This is a genomic window from Methylobacterium sp. E-012 (genome assembly GCF_057836545.1).
Genome location: NZ_JBYQEY010000001.1, coordinates 4,108,232 through 4,127,448, shown reverse-complemented (window position 1 = coordinate 4,127,448; position 19,217 = coordinate 4,108,232). Strand labels below are relative to the sequence as shown.

Sequence of the window (19,217 nt, the reverse complement as noted above, 5' to 3'; positions counted from 1 at the left end):
ACTGGTTATGAGTCCGGACGCTAAGTCTGACCGGGACGCCGTAAAAAATCTGCTCGGTGCGCCAGAGGTTCGGCTGCAAATTGGCATCAGAGCTTACGTTGTACCTGTCCGTCTGCGCCTTCGATCAACGGTCGACCGCATCGCTAGCCAGGTTGAAATATCAAACCCTGTAAGAAAATCGTCAATTCACCTTAGCTCTGCCCCCTCGCGCCACTGCTCTCCGCGCAACGCTTAGCAAACGGCTCCTGGCCTGCAGGTCTGTGATGCAATCCCACAGACGCAACAGTTCAAGCAGTCGAATTTCTTCGGTCGGCGGCTCGTCCTGGAAGAAAGTGTCGAGCGGCTTTCCAAGCACATCAGCGATGCGGCGCAGAGAAGCGAGGCTTTTCGGATCAACCGGCGCACTAGAGCTCATCGTGGCCTCGTGACACGCAAATAATCACGTCTTCGGGTCTGCTGTCGGTCTGCGCGATGATTTAGTTTTCCATCTGGGAGCCCGACGTCTCGCGCGTGCTGAGCACGGCCGCGAACGTCAGCATCCCGAGGATCGTCAGAAACAGCGAGATCGGCCACGTCGAGCCACCACTCCAGCCGACAGAGGCTGCGGCGATGACTGGCGTCAAACCGCCCCCGATCGCCGCACCGATTTGGAAGCCGAGAGATATGCCACTGTAGCGCACCCTCGTGCCGAACAGCTCCGGCATGAAGCTCGCGTGGAGAGCGAACACCATGCCTTGCGCCAAGCAGATGCCCATGACGATGGTGACGAGGATGATCGTGGGATCGCGCGTAGCGAGCAGCCAGAACAGAGGAAACGCGAAGGCGATTCCGAAGCCCGTCCCTATGAGGTAGATCACACGTCTCCCGAACTTGTCCGACAGCCAGCCTGACAGCGGCATCACGAAGAGCTCGACGACGGTCGCCAACGTCACCGCGTCGAGCACGAAGGATTTTGCCATGCCGAGCTGTGTGGTGAGGTAGGAAACGGCGAAAACGGTCAGGATGCCGACCCAGGCGACCTCGGTCACTTTGAGCCCGATCGCGGTCACCGTCTCGCGGCGAAAAGCGGTCAATGCTTCAAGGACCGGCATCCGTGCGGTCGCACCGCTTCGTCGGAGATCCTTGAACGCCGGCGTCTCGTCGAGGCGGGTCCGGATGAACAGTCCAACAAGAACCAGCACGATGCTCGCGAGGAAGGGAATGCGCCAACCCCAACTGAGGAAGTCGGCATCCGGCAGGCGCGTGGCCAGCGCGAATACGCCCGTGGCGACGAGGCGGCCGACAGGGTTGCCGAGCTGGACGAAACTACCATAGAGCCCGCGCCTCGAAGCAGGAGCGGTCTCCGCGACCATCAGGACCGCGCCGCCCCATTCGCCCCCTAGCCCGATCGCTTGGATGAGCCGGAGCAGCACGAGGCAGATTGGGGCGAGGATGCCGGCCTGCTCGTAGGTCGGCAGCAGTCCGACAAAGAAGGTGCCGAAACCCATCAGGAGCAGCGACAGCACCAGCATCGAGCGCCGGCCGAGACGGTCCCCGAAGTGCCCGAAGATCAGGCCACCGAGCGGTCGGGCGAGGTATCCCACGGCGTAGACGCTGAAGGCGGCCAGTGTGCTGACCAGCGGATCCGTGGCAGGAAAGAACAGCTTCCCGAATACGAGTGCCGCGGCGGTGCCGTAGACAAAAAAGTCGTACCACTCGACGATCGTGCCGAACGCACTGGCGACGACCACGCGGGCGGTCGGCCCGGGCTGCGACGAGGTCTTCAGCACCGAGGTCGCTTCGTCGGGCAGGCCGCAGGCCACGACCTGAGAACCCTCGGCCATTACATCCTCCATTGCTACGGGCGTGGTCGAGGTCGCGGCGATGTCGACCTGTCGCGGAGTGCGTCCTCAGCCGAGCACAGAGTCGTCGCCACGCAGGACACGGCGGCTGTAGTATGCGAAGGTCGCTGCGATCGCTTTGGGCTTGAGGCGGTAGTCATGCGCCTCCTGCGCCAGGGCCGGATCGATGGGCAGGATCGTGCCGGCCGACATCGCCAGCAACTGAAGCTTGGCGGCGCGCTCCATAAACATGCCGAGGATCGTGGCCTCCTCGACGCTCTCGCAGGCGGCCAGCTGCCCGTGATGTGCGAGCAGGATCGCCCGCTTGTCGCCCAGCGCATCCGAGATGATGCGGCCTTCCTCGTCGCCGATGGGCGTGCCAGGCCATTCCCGAAGCCAGGCGCAGTCCTCGTGAAACAGCGACGTGTCCATGTGCGACACGGCGAGCGGCACGCCGATCATCGACAGGGCCGAGACGTGGGGTGCGTGCGTGTGCATGATCGAGGCGACGTGCGGTCGCGCCCGGTAGATCCAGAGGTGAAAACGGTTGGAAGGGTTGGGCATGCCCTCGCCTTCGAGGACGTTGAGGTCGTCATCGACGAGCAGGAGGTTGTCGGCCGTGATCTCGTCGAAACCCAACCCGAATCGCAGCATCAGGTAGGTACCGGGGCTTTCGCCGCGGGCGGTTGCCTGACCAGCCAGCCCCGAATCATGGCCCTCAGCCGCGAGAATACGGCAAGCCAGCGCGAGTTTCTGTCGGGCGGACCACTCGGGCAGCGCGAAATGCTGGTTCATCCGCTCGGCGGTCTGCTGGTGATAGGTGTCCTTGTCGCGCACGATGACGTTCATGGCGGTTCTCTTCAGCGAATGAAGGGAGGACACCACGAAAGACACAACGTGTCATGCAGGAAAATTAGTCATCTGCTGCTTATTCCCGCGCCGGATTACTCGGGGGCGACGACGACGAGGGCCTCGGCGATCGCAGATCCAAGCGAGCGGGAGCGGTGCGGGAGGTGCGCGTCGAAGTAAGCGCAGTCGCCGGAATGCAAGATGTGGCTCTCGGAGCCGTACTCAAATTCTATGATGCCCGAAATCACGAAGATCATCTCCTGCCCGGCATGGTCGAAACGCCGGTCGTCCTGAAAGGCCAGGGGTGGCCGCATGATGTACGGCTCCATGCTCTTGAAGCGCTTTTTGCCCGCCAGCAGTTCGTAGTCGTAGCCCGATGCGCTGCCGCTGCGCATGAACGACGGGCGCTCGCCTCGCCGGACGATGGAGATAGCGTCAGCGTATTGATTTTCGCCGAGCAGTTGTCCGACGCTGAGATCGAAGCTTTGTGCGAGGCGCATGGCCGTGGAGATGGACGGCACGGAGAGACCGCGCTCCAATTTTGACAGATAGCTCTTGGTCAATCCCGTCGTGTTCGCGAGCTGGTCGAGGGTCAGGCCGCGCTGGCGGCGTAAAAAGGCGATGCGTGCGGCAAGTGTCGTCCGTGAGTCCTGCGCCGGCGGTGCATCTGACGGCTGCGAAGGGAGCATCGAGAGGCTTTCCTGGGGGTCGAAGAAGTTCGGCTGCGCTGCCGGAGGGCACGGATAAATAAGCCCCCACTCGGTTCAGACGTTAGTGCGGCAAACGAACGGCTGCCGCCCGCTTCGGTTCGCACAATCCTGGTCGCGCCTGCCGCATGATAGGCAGGTGTGGCGAATTGGATGCTCGTGATGCCCACGGATCTTTTCGCTTCTGGCATGAGCATACGCACCGCGATCGACGGCGCTATGCCGCCGGCGTTAATCCTATCGCCCCTGCGGCTACCATAAGCTTACTCCGGCCGATGAGGGGCCTGTTCATCACCTTCTCGACCTCGGCGCGGGCGTCGGTGGAGATGCCCAGCGAGCGCATCGTGCTGACCGACGGCCCGCAGCTCGTCCAGCTGATGATCCGCAACAGCATTCGGTGCCGAATCGAGGAGACCCTGGCGGTCAAGCGCCTCGACTAGGAAAGTGCTCGAAACCTAATGTCATGCCTCAGGTCAGGGTGGTGCAGCAAAATTCGATCTGCCGCCCCAAGCCCCGATTGACGCAGATGCGGGGCTACCCGTCATGCTTGTGGCGAAACCCGAGTTCTTACAGGAGCTCGACCCCGATTGTGACCGGCTCCGGCTTGCCCCTAATCTGATACCGGGGTCGACAACAGCGGCATTTCCGAGCCCCGCATCTGCGTCAATCGGGGGTCTGGGGCGGCGCTCATTCGCTGATAAGCGTGGGCTAATCATAGGCGACGGCAAGTTCCTCGTTATCAGCCATGTTGCCAATGAGCCGTTTGGCGGAGATCCTACGTCAGCGCGCTTGAGGCCGCGATCTTTGAAACCGCCTCCGTAACAGGGGTTATTTTTCTTGGTCACAATCGCAAAATAGGCGGCCAACCCCATTCTCGATGATCTCAGTCGGCAGTGATGAAAGTGATATTAATTTTTAACAGCCGAGTAAATTTTTTGTTTGATAATTTGGTGTAATAGCTAGTCATGTCATGGGTTGATGGCTGAAGCTTCACTTTCGTCACCTCCGACCAAAAACACAAACAACATGGCTTGGCCGGCGGAACGAGGGGGTCAGGAGCGCAGACGCAGCCCCTGGATCTTCGGCCCCTGATTGCCGCGCCCGACCTTGTAGCCGAAGCTCTCAAGGTTGCGCTGGAACCCGAGGCGCTGCTGAGCGATCGTGATCCCGGCCGCATGGGCCCAGTCCCGGTAGGCTGCGTACAGCGCCTGGACGTAGGCGCTCCCGGCCTCCTCGCATCGCTCGGCCAGGAAGGCCGGGACGGGATTGGCGGCCTTCAGCAGCTCCGCCTTGGCATCCAGGGAGTCCGTGGGCGGTTCGAAACGCCAGCCCCGACGTATCACCTGCCGCAGCCCGTCGAGGTAGCGGTTGAGCACGCCCGGCATCTCCTCGGCCCAGATCTGCGGGAACAGCTTCGAGTTGGCCTCTTGATCAGAGAACTTCCGAGCGAAAGGCACCACGATCAGGCGCCGTTGCATGCCGTGCGAGAGGTCGGCGAGCGTGGGCGGGGGGTTGAAGAGCATCAGGATGGCAGTCCGCACTGTGAAGGTGAACGGCGGCCCGAACTTGTTCTCGCCCGTGATCGTCTTCTCCTCGCTCAGGCGCTTCAGTTGCCCGTCGGGTAAACGGGTGCCAGCCTTCACGTCGTCGTCGATGATCGCGAGCTTGCCAAGAAGGTTGCCACCGGTGAACCGGCTCTTGTCGATGTCCCCGATCGGCATGGCCACAATCAACTCGCGTCCGACCAACCGCACAAACGTCTCGACAAGCTTAGTCTTGCCGTTGTTGCCGCCACCCCAGCCCAGCGTAATGAGGGGGATCGGCCGCCCAGGTTGCAGCATATAGCCCATGAGTTCGTGCCATAGCCGCACCATCGCGGCCGGGTCACTCGCCTTGGCGAAGATCCCCTTGATCGCGTCGTCGTAGTCGGCGCTGACCGCCAGCGGGTCATAGTCAACATCGAGACAGTGCCTCAGGAAAGAGTCGGCTCGATGAGGGCGAAGCTCGGGCCGCCCATTGTCCTTGATCCAGAGCTCGCCGTTGCGGCAATTGATGACCGGCAGAGGGGGGGCCATGAACCGCAACACGTCGCCATCCGCCGCGACCTTCGCCCCGATCAGCCTGACAACCTGGCCAATCAGCGGCGCGGTCTGCCCCTTCGGACGAAGGGGTAGTCCCTGGATCGTCGTGAGAATGCGGCCCTCGAGCACTTTCTCACTCAGGGGTGCCCAACATCGGCCATCGTACGACCAGAAGCGCCCGTCGAAAGCCCGGAGCAGGTGAGCGCCGCCGGCGAAGTGCTGGTCGAGGACTGCTTGCATGACAGCCTCAGCCTGGTCGCCGTCCATCGACCCGACCGGGTACCGCAGCACGCTGGCTACGATCCCAGCGATCTCCTGGTCGTCGAGTGGCGGCCGGCAGCATGCAGCGTTCTCGGCCTTGAGGGCGGCCAGCAGCCCTGCCTCAGACGCCCCGGCGCGGCGGATTGCGCCGGCCTGTTTGGTGAGGCGGGTGTTGCGCTCGCCCTCGGGAATCAAGCGCTCTGGTGCGCTAGTCTCGGGCTCCGGCTTAGATGATGCGCCACCCTGTAGGCGGTCTAGCCACGCCCTCGGGAGGGGTGCTACGTCTATCGAGAGCGGATCGCGCCCCTCTCGGTAGCGGTAACGGCGGCCCGAGGCGTGCAGGCTCGGCGGGACCACGATGAACGACCCGTCCGCCTGGAAGTCGATGCCGGCAGCCCCGTGTTTCGTTTTCGTAGGGGTATCCGGGCAACGGTAGACACGATGGCTCCCGCCACCTCCGGTTCGCATGCGAACCGTACGCGGAAGTCGGCCTAGCTCGGCACTGAGCTGCCGGAAGGTGGCTCCCCCGCCGTTGCGAGGATCGACATCGATCGCGACGAGCCCAGAAGCCTGACCCATGGCGATACCGATGTTGGCGTCAGGATTATCGCACCAGATCTGCCTGACCTCATTCTCGTTGATCGTTGCTACTTTGTAGCCACCCGCGAGCATTGGGTGCTTCCCAGGTCGCTTGCAGGCGGCGCCCTCCGAACAGGTGCAGACCTTGTTACGGATCGCGTGGAGTGGAAGAACGGGAAAGCCGCGCTTCGCGTAGGTCATCGCCGCGCGCGCGAGGCTATCAAATGATCCCTCAGAAGAGGACTCGGCGAAGGCGGAGGCCGAAGTTGCCTGCGCGACTTTGCTCGACAGCGGCCGACTTGTAGCTTTTCTCTTGGATGAAGCAGTGCGGTAGCCATGACGATTAGGCTGCTTTCTAGACGTACTGTACTTAGTCATGATGGTTTCTGCCTTTTTAGTCGTAGGAACTTCAATCGGATGGTGTATTAGCGCGCGAGGGAGGTCGACCCCCCTCGGGTTTGAGGTAATCACAGCATCACTCTGCTTCGCAGACGGGACGAATGATGCTCGCGCCTAGCTCCACACGATCCCCGTCGCGCTCAGTGCATTCGATCATCACAAGAAGCTTGTCGCCCCTATTCATCTCAAGAAATGCAGCACGCTCATTCACGCCGGGAGCAAATACGATAGGATCGATCAAATCGAAGGGATCGCTGTCCAGCGTATTCAGTTGGATCGGCTGCGCTATGTTCTGATCATCAGACAAACTGTGTCTTTTGTTGCTAGATTTTCTGCACACGGCGACTATCCGCATCGGTCTCGCTTTCTTTCCGGAACTTCTCCGCCGCCGAGCTGATCGAGGATATTCCGTCACGGCCATCTTGTAGATGCGATCGATGCCACCGGGTTGAACTAGCTGAGCCAACACTTCCTGTTCCGTGCGATCCTTTCGAATTAGGTATTCGACGGCCCGTCCCTTTTTAGCCGCAAGATCATCGCCACGCCTGCTTCCATTCGAAAACATAAAATTCGCAATAAAGTGACTCCGATATCCTTCGTCATCCGTCAGTTTGGGCTTGATGTGCCGGTGTTTCCACCTCGACAATTCAGAGATAATCTTCCATTCACTGTCATCTTCGACGACCCGCTTGGTGAGTTCCCAGCCGATGAAAAGCAGCGCGCGACCAAGCGCGTGATGCGACGCCTCCATATTCAGGTGGGCCGCACTGCTCGCTGTGAGACAATCGACGACATTTCCACCGCGCTGCGCCCCAACTTGAGCGTAGAATTCAAACGGTGTGCACACCTCTGCCGTTTGATCGTTTACATGCAGAAGCTGAAGTCCGATTTTTTCGGACTTTACATCGTCCGGCGAGTGAAGGACGCGGACGTTTTGGTGCAGGTGAGGGACGCTCATTGAGCGCCTCCCTGCGTGCGGCGCTGCTCAAACTCACGCAACTCTTCGACGCGGAATCGCTTGGCGCGCCTCCCAATTGGGTGAAGCGGGGGCAGCCACTTGAGGTCCAACCAGAGGTACATCGTCGAATTGGAAATCGAATATCGACGCTGCACCCACTTTGGCGTGACAAAACCTGACTGCGGCAAATCGGTATTGTAATTCATTGGATCTCCTCGGTTATCCGTGGAGCGTCCATAAATAATCAGAAGCACGGTCGCGCAAGCAAATTTGTCATAGAACAAACTTGTCAGAGAAAATCCTATTTTTTTGGCCGCCGCTCAGCGACGGCGCTAAAGGCGCTCCTCACTTGGTTAGCTGTCGTTTGACTGTCTAGACAATATGCAATTAAATGCACAAACTGATGTTCACGCTTTACGAAGTCCTGCAGATGAATGTTACTTGATTTATCGCCCTTTTTCGGTAGAATAACAAAATTCCTTGAGAACTTTCCATCGAATAACTCTTTCCACAAATCGCTTGATCGGTGGCAGGCATTCCTGAGACTAGTTCTACCAACTCTTACGTTTGGCTCCCGGGCGATTGGAAGCGATGCCCGACCCACAAGCAGGGTCATATCTCGCAGTTGCAAGAGGGCATCTTCTTCATTGACTCCTCTCCGACGCAGATGTGGGACGGCTTGATGATTGATCGTCTGTCGCGCATCTAGCTCGAACGCTCGTAGCGCACAAAGCATCGATGCAGCTGCTTTCCTGAACGCCTTGACATCGGCTCGGATCTTTGCACGATCGAGACGATGGTCATAATCCCAGTCCGCCCAATAATGCCGGACTATCTCTAGCAATGCTGGGCGTAGCGTCGTCTTTACATTTCGCCAATCCTTGCCACCCTGACCGGGTGGCGGCGAGCGCAAAAATTTGCAGATCGAACGATATGCGAGCTTAGTACATTGCCTTACTCTTTCGTCGTCAAAGATTCCTGGGCCTGGATTGCTGCCGATGTACGCGTAAACGGACCTGGGCGGTTCAAGAGGCATTCAAGTATTCCGCGTCGCAGAAAGACCCCCATAGTTCCATCAGCTCGCGTCGCTTCTCAAGCAGGTCACCGCGCCGGTAGGCGGCTTCAACGCGGTTTTCGATCGTGTGGGCCAGCGCCATCTCGGCCACCTCCCGCGGGAGGTTGGTTGCCTCGGCTGCCCAATCCCGGAACGACGACCTGAAGCCGTGGGCGGTGATCGATGCCCCCATCCGTCGCAACGCCATCAAAAATACCATGTTTGACAGCGGCCGGTCGCCCGCGCGCCCAGGGAACACCAACGCGCTGCCGCCCCCCAACTCCCGTGCTCGGGCCAAGACCTCGCGCGCCCGTTCGCTCAGCGGCACCCGGTGCTCCCGCCCGGCCTTCATCCGCGCCGCCGGGACAGTCCATAGCGCCTCTGCCTTATTGATCTCAGACCAGTTGGCGCCCAAGACCTCGCTGGTTCGAGCAGCCGTGAGGATCAGGAATTCGAAGGCTATGCGACCGACTTCGCCCTGTCCGGACATGGCCCGCAACCGGGCAACAAAGGCTGGCACCTCGGCATAAGGCTGGGCCGCATGGTGCCCCTGATGCTCGCTCTGCTTCGGCAAGCCTTTCACGACACCATCGACCGGATTATCGCCGCTGCGGTGACCGGCCGCCTTCGCCCAGTCCAGCACCGTCCCGATCCGCTGGCGCACCCGCCGGGCCGTCTCCCCCTTCGTCAGCCAGATCGGCGAGAGTGCCCGCAGCACGTCGGGGGTCTCGATCAGGTCGACGCGCTTCGCGCCGAGGTGCGGGTTGGCGTAGGTGCGTAGGGTGGTGATCCACTGCGCGGCGTGCTTCGGGTTCTTCCACGTCGCCTTGTGCTCGGCATGGACGAGTTCGGCCGCCTCAGCGAAGGTCGGGATGGTCGCCCGCGCCTTCGCCCGCTCAGCCAGGGGGTCACCGCCGTCGCGGGCGGTCTTACGATAGGTGAGAGCCTTCTCCCGGGCCTCGGCGAGGCTGACGAGGCCGGCGCCGCCCAGGCCGATGTCGCGTCGGTGCCCCTGCACGACGATGCGCAGGAGCCAGCGTTTGGCGCCCGAAGGGTCGACGACGAGGTAGAGGCCGTGGCCGTCGGCGTAGCGGCCGGGGCTCTTCAGCGCCCGCACCTGGACGGTCGTCAGTGCCTTTTCGGGATGCCGCCCCTTGCCACCCATTGCCGGGTCCGCCTAACTCGCTCACCCCACATTTTGAACCACATTGCGCATCAGCTGCAAGTAGATCTTACGGGATCGTATCGGACTAGCGCGTCTGCGTCGAAGCCCTGCTATCCTCTTGGTCGGCAATAGCGGATCGGTCGATTTTGGTCCCTCTCGGATCTGATCGGATGATCGGATTTGGCAGACGCTCCCTCCGCCAGCCTTTCGCCCCGTGGCTGATCCGCCGCGAAGCACACTGAAATCAAAGGCTTACGTCTCGGCGACGGCTGAAGACGTCTCGATCGGGCGACGGGGGACGTCTTCCCGTCGCCCGCTTGGGTTTGGCGGGCTGGCGGATCGGCGACGGGGCCGTTCCCGCCGCTGATCCGGGGCACCTGATCGTCGGTCCGATGAACCCGTCCAAACGGCTCAGCGGGCCGCGGTGATGACCGCCTCGATCAGGACCTGCGGGCCGAGTTCGGCGACGCCGATGGTGGAGCGGCTCGGCAGGATCTCGGGCGCGAACCACGCGGTCCAGGCCGCGTTCATCTCGTCCTTGAGCGCCATGTCGGTGATGTAGAGCGTGGCCGTCAGGATCTTGGTCCTGTCGCTGCCCATCTCGGCGAGCAGCGCATCGATCCGCACCAGGATCTGTTCGGTCTGGCCCTTCATCGCGGCCGATCGATCCTCGGCCACGATACCGCCGAAATAGAGAACGCCGCCGTGCTCTACCACGCGGTGCATGATCGGCGTGCGGATATGGCGCTGGATCATCGAAACGAGTCCTTCCGTTTGCGGGGGTTCTAACCGGCGGGCTGGAGCAGCGCCGACCGGGTCTCGGGGACGGCGCCCGGCTGGCCGAAGCGGGCCGGTGCGAACGCCGCGATGGGGTGGTGCGCGGCGCCGTCGAGCAGCAGGCCGGCGACGATCTCGCCGACGAGGGGCGCCAGGGCGAAGCCGTGCCCGGAGAAACCGAAGGCGTGCACCAGGCCGTCCGCCACGGCGGATCGGCCGATGACCGGCAGTTCGTCCGGCGTGACACCCTCGATGCCGGCCCAGGCATGCACGATCCGCGCGCCGCGCAGGATCGGGAACAGGTCGAGGGCCGTGCGCGCCGAGTAGGCGAGGCGCGGGACGTCGAGTTGCACCGCGCCCGTGTCGAGGTCCGCGTGCCCCTTGTGGCCGCCGCCGATCATCACGTGGCCGCTCTCGGACTGCTTGAAGGACAGGGGCCGGCCGGTCGCCCCGACCACCGGTGCCAGGAACGCCGGCCGCGCGTCGGTGAGCAGCATCTGGAAGGCGTTGAAGCCGAGGGGGATCGGCTCCCCGGCCGCGCGGGCGAGGCGGCCGCCCCAGGCGCCCGCGGCGTTGACCAGGAGGGGCGCGGCGTGCGCCGCGCCGCCGCGGGTCCGCAGGTGCCAGCGCCCGGCACGCCGCTCCACGGCCGTGACGCGCGCCTCCTCGACGATCTCGGCTCCGGCGGCCCGCGCGGCGCGGCCGAAGGCGAGCGTCGTGCGCAGGGGGGCCGCGAAGCCGTCGCGATGCGCGATGATGCCGCCGACGACGTGCTCGGCGACCGCGGGGAGCAACCGGCGCACGGTCGCGGCGTCGGCCAGTTCCTCGTGCGTCCAGCCCCCGGCCTGCAGGCGCGCGACCCGTTCGGAGAGGAGCGCGAGCTCCGCCCGGTTCTCGGCCACCCGGACCTGCCCGGCGGCATGGAAGCCGCAGCCGTCGCCGACGAGGTCCGCGATCCGGTGCCAGCGCGCGACCGCCTCCAGGGCGAGCGGCACCTCGGCGATGTGGCGGCCCAGCGTGCGCACGCCGCCCGCCGAGTAGCCCGAGGCCTGGGCCGCGACCCGTCGGGCCTCCAGCACGCGGACGCGTTGACCGGCTCGGGCGAGGAACAGGGCGGCGGACAGGCCGTGCAGGCCGCCGCCGACGACGAGGATGTCGGGATCGGTCATGCGAGCGAGCCCTCGTCCCCCTGCGGCGGGACCGGCTCCGGCAGGGTCGCGGCGAGGCCGGCCAGGGCCGCGAGACCGACGGGCCGGGCCGGCACCACCGCGCCGAGGATCGCGCCCTGCGCGAGCGCCGCCCCGGTCCGCTCGGGTCCGGCGGGCCGTTCGAGCAGCGCCGCGAGGGCGACCGGATCGAGCCGCGTCACGGCGGGGTCCGCGGCCGACGGCGGCGACGGTTGGATCGGGGGCCCGGCGCGCAGGGCGCGGGCCGCGGCGACCGCCTGCCGCTCCGCGGCCCGTGCCGTCGCCGCGCCCGCGACGCGGCCGGCCGCCCCGATGCCGGGCACGCTGGTCCGACCGTCCGCGTCGGTGCGCACCCGGCCGTCCGAGATTGCGCAGCCGAGCGCCGCCAGCAGCAGCGGCTCGTCGGCGCAGACGAGCAGGACGTCGAACGGCTCCGCCCAGACCCGCCCGTCGCCCTCGACCCAGACGCGGCCGGGCTCGGCGTGCCAGGCCGTGGCGTCGGGCCGGGCGATCAGGACGGCGCCGGGCAGTTCGGCCAGGGCGGCGCGACCGGCCGGGCCGCCGCCCACGATCACTGCGCGGGGGGTGTCCGCGGCGCTCACGCGGTCAGCTCCGGCATCGCGTCCGGCCGCCCGTTGGCCAATTCACCCACCGTCATCGGCTTGAACGGCGCCCGCGGGCGCAGGGCGCCGACCGTCTCCATGGAGGCGCCGCGGGTCTCGGCGATCAGCCCGGCGACGACGGTGCCGCACATGCGGCCCTGGCAGGGGCCCATGCCGGCGCGCAGATACGCCTTGACCTGGTTCGGGCCGGCAGCGCCGAGGCGCGCGGCCCCGCGGATCTGCCCGGCCGTGATCTCCTCGCAGCGGCACACGACCGTGTCGTCGGCGGGGGCGAGGATGCCCGCGGCGGGGCGGTAGAGACGGTCGAGGAAGGGCCGGAGCGCCAGGGCCGCGCGCTGCGCGCGCAGGGGCTCCGCGGCACGGGCGTCGCGGGCGGCGGCGTCCAGCCGGCCGAGGCGGAGGGCCGCGTCAAGGGCGGCGAGCCGTCCGCCCGCCGCGGCGGCCTCCCAGCCGCCGATGCCGCCGCCGTCGCCCGCCACGGCCAAGTTCGGATGGCTGGTGGCGCCCCAGGCATCGAGGCGCGGCCGCCAGCAGAGCTGCAGGTCGTCCCAATCGTGGTCGAGGCCCAGCGCCCGGGTGATGTGGGTCGACGGGATCACCCCCTCGTGCAGGAGGAGCGTGTCGCAGGGAAGCACCTGCTCGCGGCCCCCTTGGCGCCACCGCACCGTCGAGACCCGGCCGTCGCCCTCGGCCCGCAGGTCGCGGACGTTGCGGACCACGGTGAGGCCCCGCGCCCGGGTCTCGCGCATCAGGGCGATGCCCTTCGTCAGGAGCCTGCGGCCGGTCCAGAGGCCGCCCGCCCGCAGGGCGTCCCGGAGGGCGCCACCGGCGCCGGTCTCGAGCAATGTCAGCCGCTCGACCCCGGCGCGCAGGAGCTGCACGGCCAGCAGCCAGCAGAGCGGCCCCTGCCCGGCGATCACCACGGACCCTTCCGGCACGGCGCCCGCCGTCTTGAGCAGGATCTGGGCGGCGCCCGCGCTCATGACGCCCGGCAGCGTCCAGCCGGGGATCGGCACCGGCCGCTCCTGGGCACCGGTGGCGAGGAGGACGCGCCGCGCCTCGATCTCCGCGGTGGCGCCGGCCGAGGCCACGGACAGCAGGCCCGCATCGGGATCGAGGTGCCAGAGGGTGGTCCGCGGGCGGTAGTCGATCCCCCGGGCCGCGCGGAACCGCGCCGCCAGGGCACCGCCGGAATCGAGGAACTCGCCGGCGAGCGCCGGGTCCCCGGAGGCGGCCTCCACCGCCCGGAAGACCTGGCCGCCGGGGGCGGGCTGCTCGTCCAGCACGGCGACCGAGAGGCCGAGGGCGGCGGCCTCGATGGCGGCGGCCATGCCGGCCGGGCCGGCGCCCACGATGGCGAGATCGTGGCTCATGCGGCGTCCTCGATCCGCGCCGCGCGGGCGCCGCGCTGCGGCTCGATCCGCATGCCCGGGGCGACCGGCACGAGGCAGGACTGGCGGTTGGCTACGCCGTCGATCTCGGCGAGGCAGTCGAAGCAGGCGCCGATCATGCAGTAGGGCAGGCGCGGCGCGCCGCCGACCGGGGTGGTCCGGATCGCGGGCAGGCCGGCGAGCAGGACCGCGGCGGCCGCGGAGGCGCCCTCCGGCACGCGGACCGGCCGGCCCGCGACGAAGACCTCCACCAGCCGGTCCCCGGGGGCCGGACGGGCCTCAGGCCGCCTTCTGAACATCGAAGCGTCTCGCACTGAAGGGGGACAGGTCCGGCGTGAGCGCGCCCGCCGCGATCATCGGGGCGAGCAGGCTCGCATGCGCGCCGGCCAGGGTGACGCCGGAATGGCAGTTGGCGATGGTCGCGCCGGGGTAGCGCTCGGATTCGTCGTAGATCGGCTTGCCGTCCGGCGACATGACGCGCAGCGCCGCCCAGGCCCGGACGATGTTGAGCTCGGCGATCCACGGGAAGGTCTGGACCGCGCGTTGAGCGATGGCCCGCATGATCGCGGGGGTCTGGGTCAGGGTGTCGAAGCCCATGTCCTCCTTGCTGTCGCCCAGCAGCAGCGAACCCTCCTCGGTCTGGCGGACGACATGGGTCGGCAGGGCGAGCACCTGCCGGGTGCGCTCCGTGACCAGGATCTGCCCGCGCTCCGGCCGCAGGGGGGCGGACAGGCCGACGAGGGGCGCGAGGTCGGCATTGCCGAGGCCGGAGGCCAGGACGAGGCGCGGGGCACGGACGGTCTCCGCCCCGATATCGACCGCGAAGTTGCGCGGAGCCGCCGTGACGGCCGTGACCTTGGCGTTCGGCCGGTAGAGGCCGCCCAGATCCTGGAACGCCGCGTGGAGCGCGCGCAGGAGATGCAGGGGGCTCGCGTGGCCGTCATAGGGCGTCCACGAGGCGCCCACGACCTGCGGCCCGAGGCCCGGCACCAGGTCGCGCAGCTCGGCGGCCGGGATCATGCGGTATTCGTAGCCGGCATTGCCGGCCTCCCGGCGCAGCTGGCCCATCAGGGCGTCGCGCTGGGCCATCTCGTCGTCCGAGAAGCAGAAATGCAGCCCCCCCGGCTGGTGCAGCCCGACGCCGATGCCGGTCGTCTTGAGGAGATCGGCGGCCAGTTCCGGCCACGCCCGGGCCGATGCGTGGGTCCAGTGCTGATAGTGCGGCGCGCCGAGGCCCTTCGACTGGACCCAGACCAGCCCGAAATTGCCCCGGCTCGCCCGGTGGGCAACGTCGCCCTCGTCGAGCATCACGGTCGACAGGCCCTGGCGCTGCAACCCGTAGGCGATGGCCGCGCCGACGAGGCCGCCGCCGATCACGATCGCGTCCTGCATCTGGTGTCCGGTCATGCGCGGCGCTCCCCGGTGAGCAGGCGGTCGATCGGGTAGAAGCGATCGAGGCCTAAGAGGACCAGGGCGGTGACGACGATCAGCGCCGCCGAGACCGACGCGACCAGCGGGTCGGTCATCTGGTCGATGTAGTTGAACAGTTGCACCGGCAGCGGGTTGGCGGCGGGCGAGGCCAGGAACAGGCTCACCGTCAGCTCGTCGAAGCTGGTGACGAAGGCCAGGATCCAGCCGCCCGCGAGGCCGGGGGCGATCAGCGGCAGGGTCACGCGCCGGAACACCGTGAGCCGGTCGGCGCCGAGGCTCTCGGCGGCGCGCTCGATGCGCGGGTCGAGACCTGACAGGCCGGCGCCGACGAGGCGCAGCATGTAGGGCGTGATCACGATGACATGGGCCGCCACGAGGCCGGCGAAGCTGCCCGACAGGCCGAACCCCGAGAAGAAGCGCAGCAGCGCGACGCCGAGCACCACGTGCGGGATCATCAGCGGCGAGGCGAGGACCGCCACCAGGGTGCCCCGGCCGGGGAAGCGCCAGCGCGCGATCGCCAGGGCGGCCGGGACGGCGATCAGGGCCGAGAGGGTCGCGGCCGTCACGCCGAGGCGGGTGCTGTACCAGAAGCTCTCCAGGAAGCGCGGGTTGTCGCCGATCGCCCGCCACCAGCGCAGCGACAGGCCGTCGAACGGCAGGGCGAGGTAGCCCTGGCCGGTGAAGGACACGGCGATCACCACCAGCAGCGGCGCCAGGATGAAGGCCAGGAACAGGGCGTGGAAGGCCAGCGCCAGGGGGCCGTTGCGGCTCATGCCGGGCCTCCCTGCGCGACCGCGCCGAGGCGCCGCAGCGCCCGCTTCTCGACGAGCCGCGTCCAGAGGAGCGTGGCGAGGAGGATCGCCGCCATCAGCACGGTGGCGAGCGCGGCACCGAGCGGCCAGTTCAGGGTGTTGAGGAACTCGTTGTAGGTCATGCTGGAGACGACCTTCAGGCGCTTGCCCCCCAGCATGGCGGGGGTCGCGAAGGCCGAGGCCGAGAGGCAGAACACCATCAGCGCGCCGGCCATGACGCCCGGCATGACGTTGGGCAGCACGACCCGGGTGAAGATCGTGAACCGCCCGGCCCCGAGGCTGGTCGCCGCCCGCTCCAGCACCGGATCGAGCCGGCCGAGGCTCGCCCAGACGGACAGGACCACGAGCGGCACCATCACGTGGACGAGGCCGACCACCACGGCGCCCTCCGTGAACATCAGCCGGAAGGGCGCTCCGGGCACGTGGAGGGCGGTGAGCGCCTGGTTCACGAGGCCGTTCGTGCCGAGGAGCACCATCCAGCCGAAGTTGCGCACCACCACCGAGACCAGCAGCGGCCCGACCACGACGAGGAGCATCGGCCCGCGCCAGCGCGGGTCCATGCGGTGGATGATCCAGGCCTCCGGCACCCCGATGAGGAGGCAGATCAGCGTCGTCAGCCCGGCGATGCGGAAGGTCCGCGCCAGGGCTTCGCCGAACAGCGGATCGGTGAAGAGATCCTGATAGTTGGCGAGCCCCCAGCCGGGCAGCACGCCCTTCTCGAAGTCGAAGCCGTGCAGGCTCAGGGCCAGCACGCCGGCCAGCGGCACGAGCAGCGCCCCGGCATAGACGAGGGCGGAGGGCGCCGTCAGCAGCGCGGGGGTGAGGCGATCGGGGCGGGTCATGCCGGCTCCAGCCGCCGCAGGCTGTGAGCGTCCCAGTCGAGCGTCACCGCGGCGCCCTCGTCAAGCGGCGTCGCGCCGGTGTTCTGCGCCATGACCGCAAAGGCGCCCAGCGCCGTCTCCACCGTGTAGAGCCAGAACCCGCCGAGGAAGAGCCGCGCCTGCACGCGCCCCTCGAGGCCGGGCGGACTCCCGGGCGCCCGCTCGCAGCGGATCCGCAGGCGCTCGGGCCGGATCGTCAGGAGGATGTCGCCCTGGCGGTCGGCGAGTTCCGGCGGCAGGCAGAAGCGGTGCCCCGCGGCCTCCGCGTGGCCGGAGGCGGCCCGCGCCGGCAGCCGGTTGCTGCGGCCGAGGAAGTCGGCCACGAACGCGTCGGCCGGGATGTCGTAGGCCTGCCAGGGGGCGTCGATCTGGACGACCCGGCCGCCCTGCATGATCGCGACCCGGTCGCACAGGGCCATGGCCTCGGCCTGATCGTGGGTGACCAGCACCGTGGTGACGCCGATCCGGCGCTGCAATTCGCGCAACTCGACCTGCATCTCCTCACGCAGCTTGGCGTCGAGGTTCGAGAGCGGCTCGTCGAGGAGCAGCAGGCGCGGCTCGACCACCAGCGCCCGCGCCAGGGCGACGCGCTGCTGCTGCCCGCCCGACATGTTGCGCGGGAAGCGCTCGGCGAGGTGCCCGAGGCGGACCTGCGCCAGCGCCTCGGCGACCCGCCGGCCCCGCTCGGGCCTCGGCACCCGGCGCATCTCCAGACCGAAGGCGACGTTCTCCGCAGCCGTCATGTGCGGGAACAGCGCGTAGGACTGGAACACGAGGCCGATGCCGCGCTGGGCCGGCGGCGTGCCGGTCAGGTCGCGCCCCTCCATCAGGATGCGGCCGCGGCTCGGGGCCTCGAAGCCGGCGATCATCTGCAGCGTCGTGGTCTTGCCGCAGCCGGAGGGCCCGAGCAGGCCGAGGAACTCGCCGGGCGCGACCGAGAGGCTGACGTCGCGGACTGCGGTGACGGTGCCGTAATCCTTGCCGAGACCGTCGAGGGTGAGGAAGGCCGGCGCGGACATCAGCGCTCGACCTGCCGCTGCCACTGCCGGGTCCAGTCGGCGCGGTTGCGGTTGACCACGTCCCAGTCGAGGCCGATCAGCGAACGCACCTGGTCCTCGCCGTAGATCACGCGGTCGGCGACCTCCGGCGGCAGCTTGGTGGCGCGGTTGGTCGGGCCCGCCCCGTACTGCGTGGCGAAGGTCTCCTGGACCTTCGGCGAGACGAGATAGGCCAGGAACTTGTCGGCGAGCGCCGGCTCCGGGCTGCCGGTGATGGCGCAGCCCGCCGTCATCAGGACGACGGCGCCCTCCTTCGGCCGGGCGATGGCGAGCGGAAAACCCGCCTGCTGCATGGCCGCGACCCGGGACGAGCCCCAGACGGCCAGCCAGATCTCCCCCGACTGGAACATCTCGCTCATCTTGCCGGGGCTGCTCTCGTAGGCGAGCACGTTCGGGTTGATCTGCTGGCGCATGACCTTCAGCCCCGGGGCGATGTCGCTGTCGCCGCCGCCATGGATGCGGGCCATCATCGCCAGGGTGTGGACGCCGTAGGTGTTGTCGATGCCGGGGATCGCGATCCGCTGCCGGTAGTCCGGCCGGGCGAGGTCCATCCAGGAGGTCGGCACCGGGAAGCCGCGCTCCTTGAACAGCTTCGTGTTGTAGGCGATGCCCGTGAAGCCGAAGCCGGTGCCGACGGCGTGGTCGTCGCCCAGGACGGCGATCGGATAGACCGCGTCGCGCACCGCGTCGGGGAGCTTCCGGCACAGGCCGAGGGATACGGCCTGCACCATCGGGCCGTCGTCGAGCACCGCCACGCCGACCGTCTGGTTGCCGCGCTGCGCCTGCATCCGGGCGAGGTTGTCGGAGGAGTTGCCGGTCAGGTAGTCGATCTTGACGTCGTTCTCGCGCTCGAAAGCCGGGATCACGCTCGTGCGCATGATCTGCTCGTAGCTGCCGCCGTACCCGGCGACGGTGAGGCGCGGCTCGGCCGAGGCCGGGGATGCCGCCCCGGCGAGCGCGGCCGCCATCGCGGTGAGAAGACCCAGTATCGGCCGCAGCATTGCTTTGCCCCCGTGAGCAATCGGAAAGCTGTTCGTGAGCAAGAAGCGGGCAAGGCGCCCCTGTTCTGAGCATCTCCGCCACGTATCAGTCCCGAATGCTGATCAACGTGCGATCTCTTGACGAGGGAGGCAAATTCATAATTTTTGCCGTTTCATTCCTCACGGTAGCGAGGGGCGGGATTT

General features: G+C 67.0%; 19 protein-coding genes and 1 pseudogene. 1 reads left to right on the top strand and 19 read right to left on the bottom strand.

What is annotated here, in order from left to right:
* Positions 1-181: 181 nt before the first annotated feature.
* The 4 genes from AC3IF1_RS19815 to AC3IF1_RS19800 form a co-directional block, all read right to left on the bottom strand.
* Complete coding sequence (locus AC3IF1_RS19815; protein WP_489219006.1) at positions 182-415, bottom strand: hypothetical protein; 234 nt, start codon at positions 413-415, stop codon at positions 182-184.
* Between the two features lie 61 nt (positions 416-476).
* Positions 477-1,823, bottom strand: coding sequence for an MFS transporter (locus tag AC3IF1_RS19810; protein ID WP_489219005.1), 1,347 nt, complete (start codon positions 1,821-1,823; stop codon positions 477-479).
* A 66-nt stretch (positions 1,824-1,889) separates the two neighbouring features.
* Entirely contained in the window at positions 1,890-2,669 is a 780-nt protein-coding gene (locus tag AC3IF1_RS19805; protein WP_489219004.1) for an aldolase, read from the bottom strand.
* 95 nt (positions 2,670-2,764) lie between these two features.
* Positions 2,765-3,358 carry a helix-turn-helix domain-containing protein gene (locus tag AC3IF1_RS19800; RefSeq protein WP_489219003.1) on the bottom strand — a complete coding sequence of 198 codons (594 nt, stop codon included), beginning with the start codon at positions 3,356-3,358 and terminating at the stop codon, positions 2,765-2,767.
* Between the two features lie 293 nt (positions 3,359-3,651).
* On the opposite strand from AC3IF1_RS19800, the gene AC3IF1_RS19795 reads away from it, so the two are divergent.
* On the top strand, positions 3,652-3,816 hold the full coding sequence (locus AC3IF1_RS19795) for a hypothetical protein (RefSeq protein ID WP_489219002.1): 165 nt from the start codon (positions 3,652-3,654) through the stop codon (positions 3,814-3,816).
* Positions 3,817-4,428: 612 nt separating this feature from the next.
* On the opposite strand, the gene AC3IF1_RS19790 is transcribed toward AC3IF1_RS19795, so the two are convergent.
* The 15 genes and pseudogenes from AC3IF1_RS19790 to AC3IF1_RS19720 all read right to left on the bottom strand — a co-directional run bounded on the left by AC3IF1_RS19790 (position 4,429) and on the right by AC3IF1_RS19720 (position 19,034).
* Complete coding sequence (locus AC3IF1_RS19790) at positions 4,429-5,913, bottom strand: phage/plasmid primase, P4 family (protein ID WP_489220421.1); 1,485 nt, start codon at positions 5,911-5,913, stop codon at positions 4,429-4,431.
* An 81-nt stretch (positions 5,914-5,994) separates the two neighbouring features.
* Positions 5,995-6,498 (bottom strand): annotated as a pseudogene (locus tag AC3IF1_RS19785) (bifunctional DNA primase/polymerase); the annotation flags it as partial.
* 274 nt (positions 6,499-6,772) lie between these two features.
* Positions 6,773-7,654 (bottom strand): hypothetical protein, encoded by an 882-nt coding sequence (locus AC3IF1_RS19780; protein WP_489219001.1) that lies wholly within the window; start codon positions 7,652-7,654, stop codon positions 6,773-6,775.
* Positions 7,651-7,860, bottom strand: coding sequence for a helix-turn-helix transcriptional regulator (locus AC3IF1_RS19775; protein WP_243972718.1), 210 nt, complete (start codon positions 7,858-7,860; stop codon positions 7,651-7,653). The genes AC3IF1_RS19780 and AC3IF1_RS19775 overlap by 4 nt, the downstream gene beginning before the upstream one ends.
* Positions 7,861-8,679: 819 nt before the next feature.
* Positions 8,680-9,873, bottom strand: a complete 1,194-nt coding sequence (locus AC3IF1_RS19770; protein WP_243972720.1) for a tyrosine-type recombinase/integrase — start codon at positions 9,871-9,873, stop codon at positions 8,680-8,682.
* A gap of 411 nt (positions 9,874-10,284) precedes the next feature.
* Complete coding sequence (locus AC3IF1_RS19765; RefSeq protein WP_489219000.1) at positions 10,285-10,629, bottom strand: RidA family protein; 345 nt, start codon at positions 10,627-10,629, stop codon at positions 10,285-10,287.
* 29 nt (positions 10,630-10,658) lie between these two features.
* Positions 10,659-11,819, bottom strand: coding sequence for an NAD(P)/FAD-dependent oxidoreductase (locus AC3IF1_RS19760; protein WP_489218999.1), 1,161 nt, complete (start codon positions 11,817-11,819; stop codon positions 10,659-10,661).
* Complete coding sequence (locus AC3IF1_RS19755; protein ID WP_489218998.1) at positions 11,816-12,439, bottom strand: hypothetical protein; 624 nt, start codon at positions 12,437-12,439, stop codon at positions 11,816-11,818. The genes AC3IF1_RS19760 and AC3IF1_RS19755 overlap by 4 nt, the downstream gene beginning before the upstream one ends.
* Positions 12,436-13,833 carry an FAD/NAD(P)-dependent oxidoreductase gene (locus AC3IF1_RS19750; RefSeq protein ID WP_489218997.1) on the bottom strand — a complete coding sequence of 466 codons (1,398 nt, stop codon included), beginning with the start codon at positions 13,831-13,833 and terminating at the stop codon, positions 12,436-12,438. Before AC3IF1_RS19750 ends, AC3IF1_RS19755 begins: the two co-directional genes overlap by 4 nt.
* On the bottom strand, positions 13,830-14,150 hold the full coding sequence (locus AC3IF1_RS19745) for a (2Fe-2S)-binding protein (protein WP_489218996.1): 321 nt from the start codon (positions 14,148-14,150) through the stop codon (positions 13,830-13,832). Before AC3IF1_RS19745 ends, AC3IF1_RS19750 begins: the two co-directional genes overlap by 4 nt.
* Entirely contained in the window at positions 14,131-15,258 is a 1,128-nt protein-coding gene (locus AC3IF1_RS19740) for an NAD(P)/FAD-dependent oxidoreductase (protein WP_489218995.1), read from the bottom strand. The genes AC3IF1_RS19745 and AC3IF1_RS19740 overlap by 20 nt, the downstream gene beginning before the upstream one ends.
* Positions 15,255-16,055: an ABC transporter permease gene (locus AC3IF1_RS19735; protein WP_243972728.1), complete on the bottom strand. Its 801-nt coding sequence runs from the start codon at positions 16,053-16,055 to the stop codon at positions 15,255-15,257. The genes AC3IF1_RS19740 and AC3IF1_RS19735 overlap by 4 nt, the downstream gene beginning before the upstream one ends.
* A complete protein-coding gene (locus AC3IF1_RS19730) occupies positions 16,052-16,936 on the bottom strand; it encodes an ABC transporter permease (RefSeq protein WP_489218994.1) in 885 nt (294 codons plus the stop codon). The genes AC3IF1_RS19735 and AC3IF1_RS19730 overlap by 4 nt, the downstream gene beginning before the upstream one ends.
* Positions 16,933-17,994, bottom strand: coding sequence for an ABC transporter ATP-binding protein (locus AC3IF1_RS19725; protein ID WP_489218993.1), 1,062 nt, complete (start codon positions 17,992-17,994; stop codon positions 16,933-16,935). The genes AC3IF1_RS19730 and AC3IF1_RS19725 overlap by 4 nt, the downstream gene beginning before the upstream one ends.
* Positions 17,994-19,034 (bottom strand): ABC transporter substrate-binding protein, encoded by a 1,041-nt coding sequence (locus tag AC3IF1_RS19720; protein WP_489218992.1) that lies wholly within the window; start codon positions 19,032-19,034, stop codon positions 17,994-17,996. The genes AC3IF1_RS19725 and AC3IF1_RS19720 overlap by 1 nt, the downstream gene beginning before the upstream one ends.
* Positions 19,035-19,217: the final 183 nt, after the last annotated feature.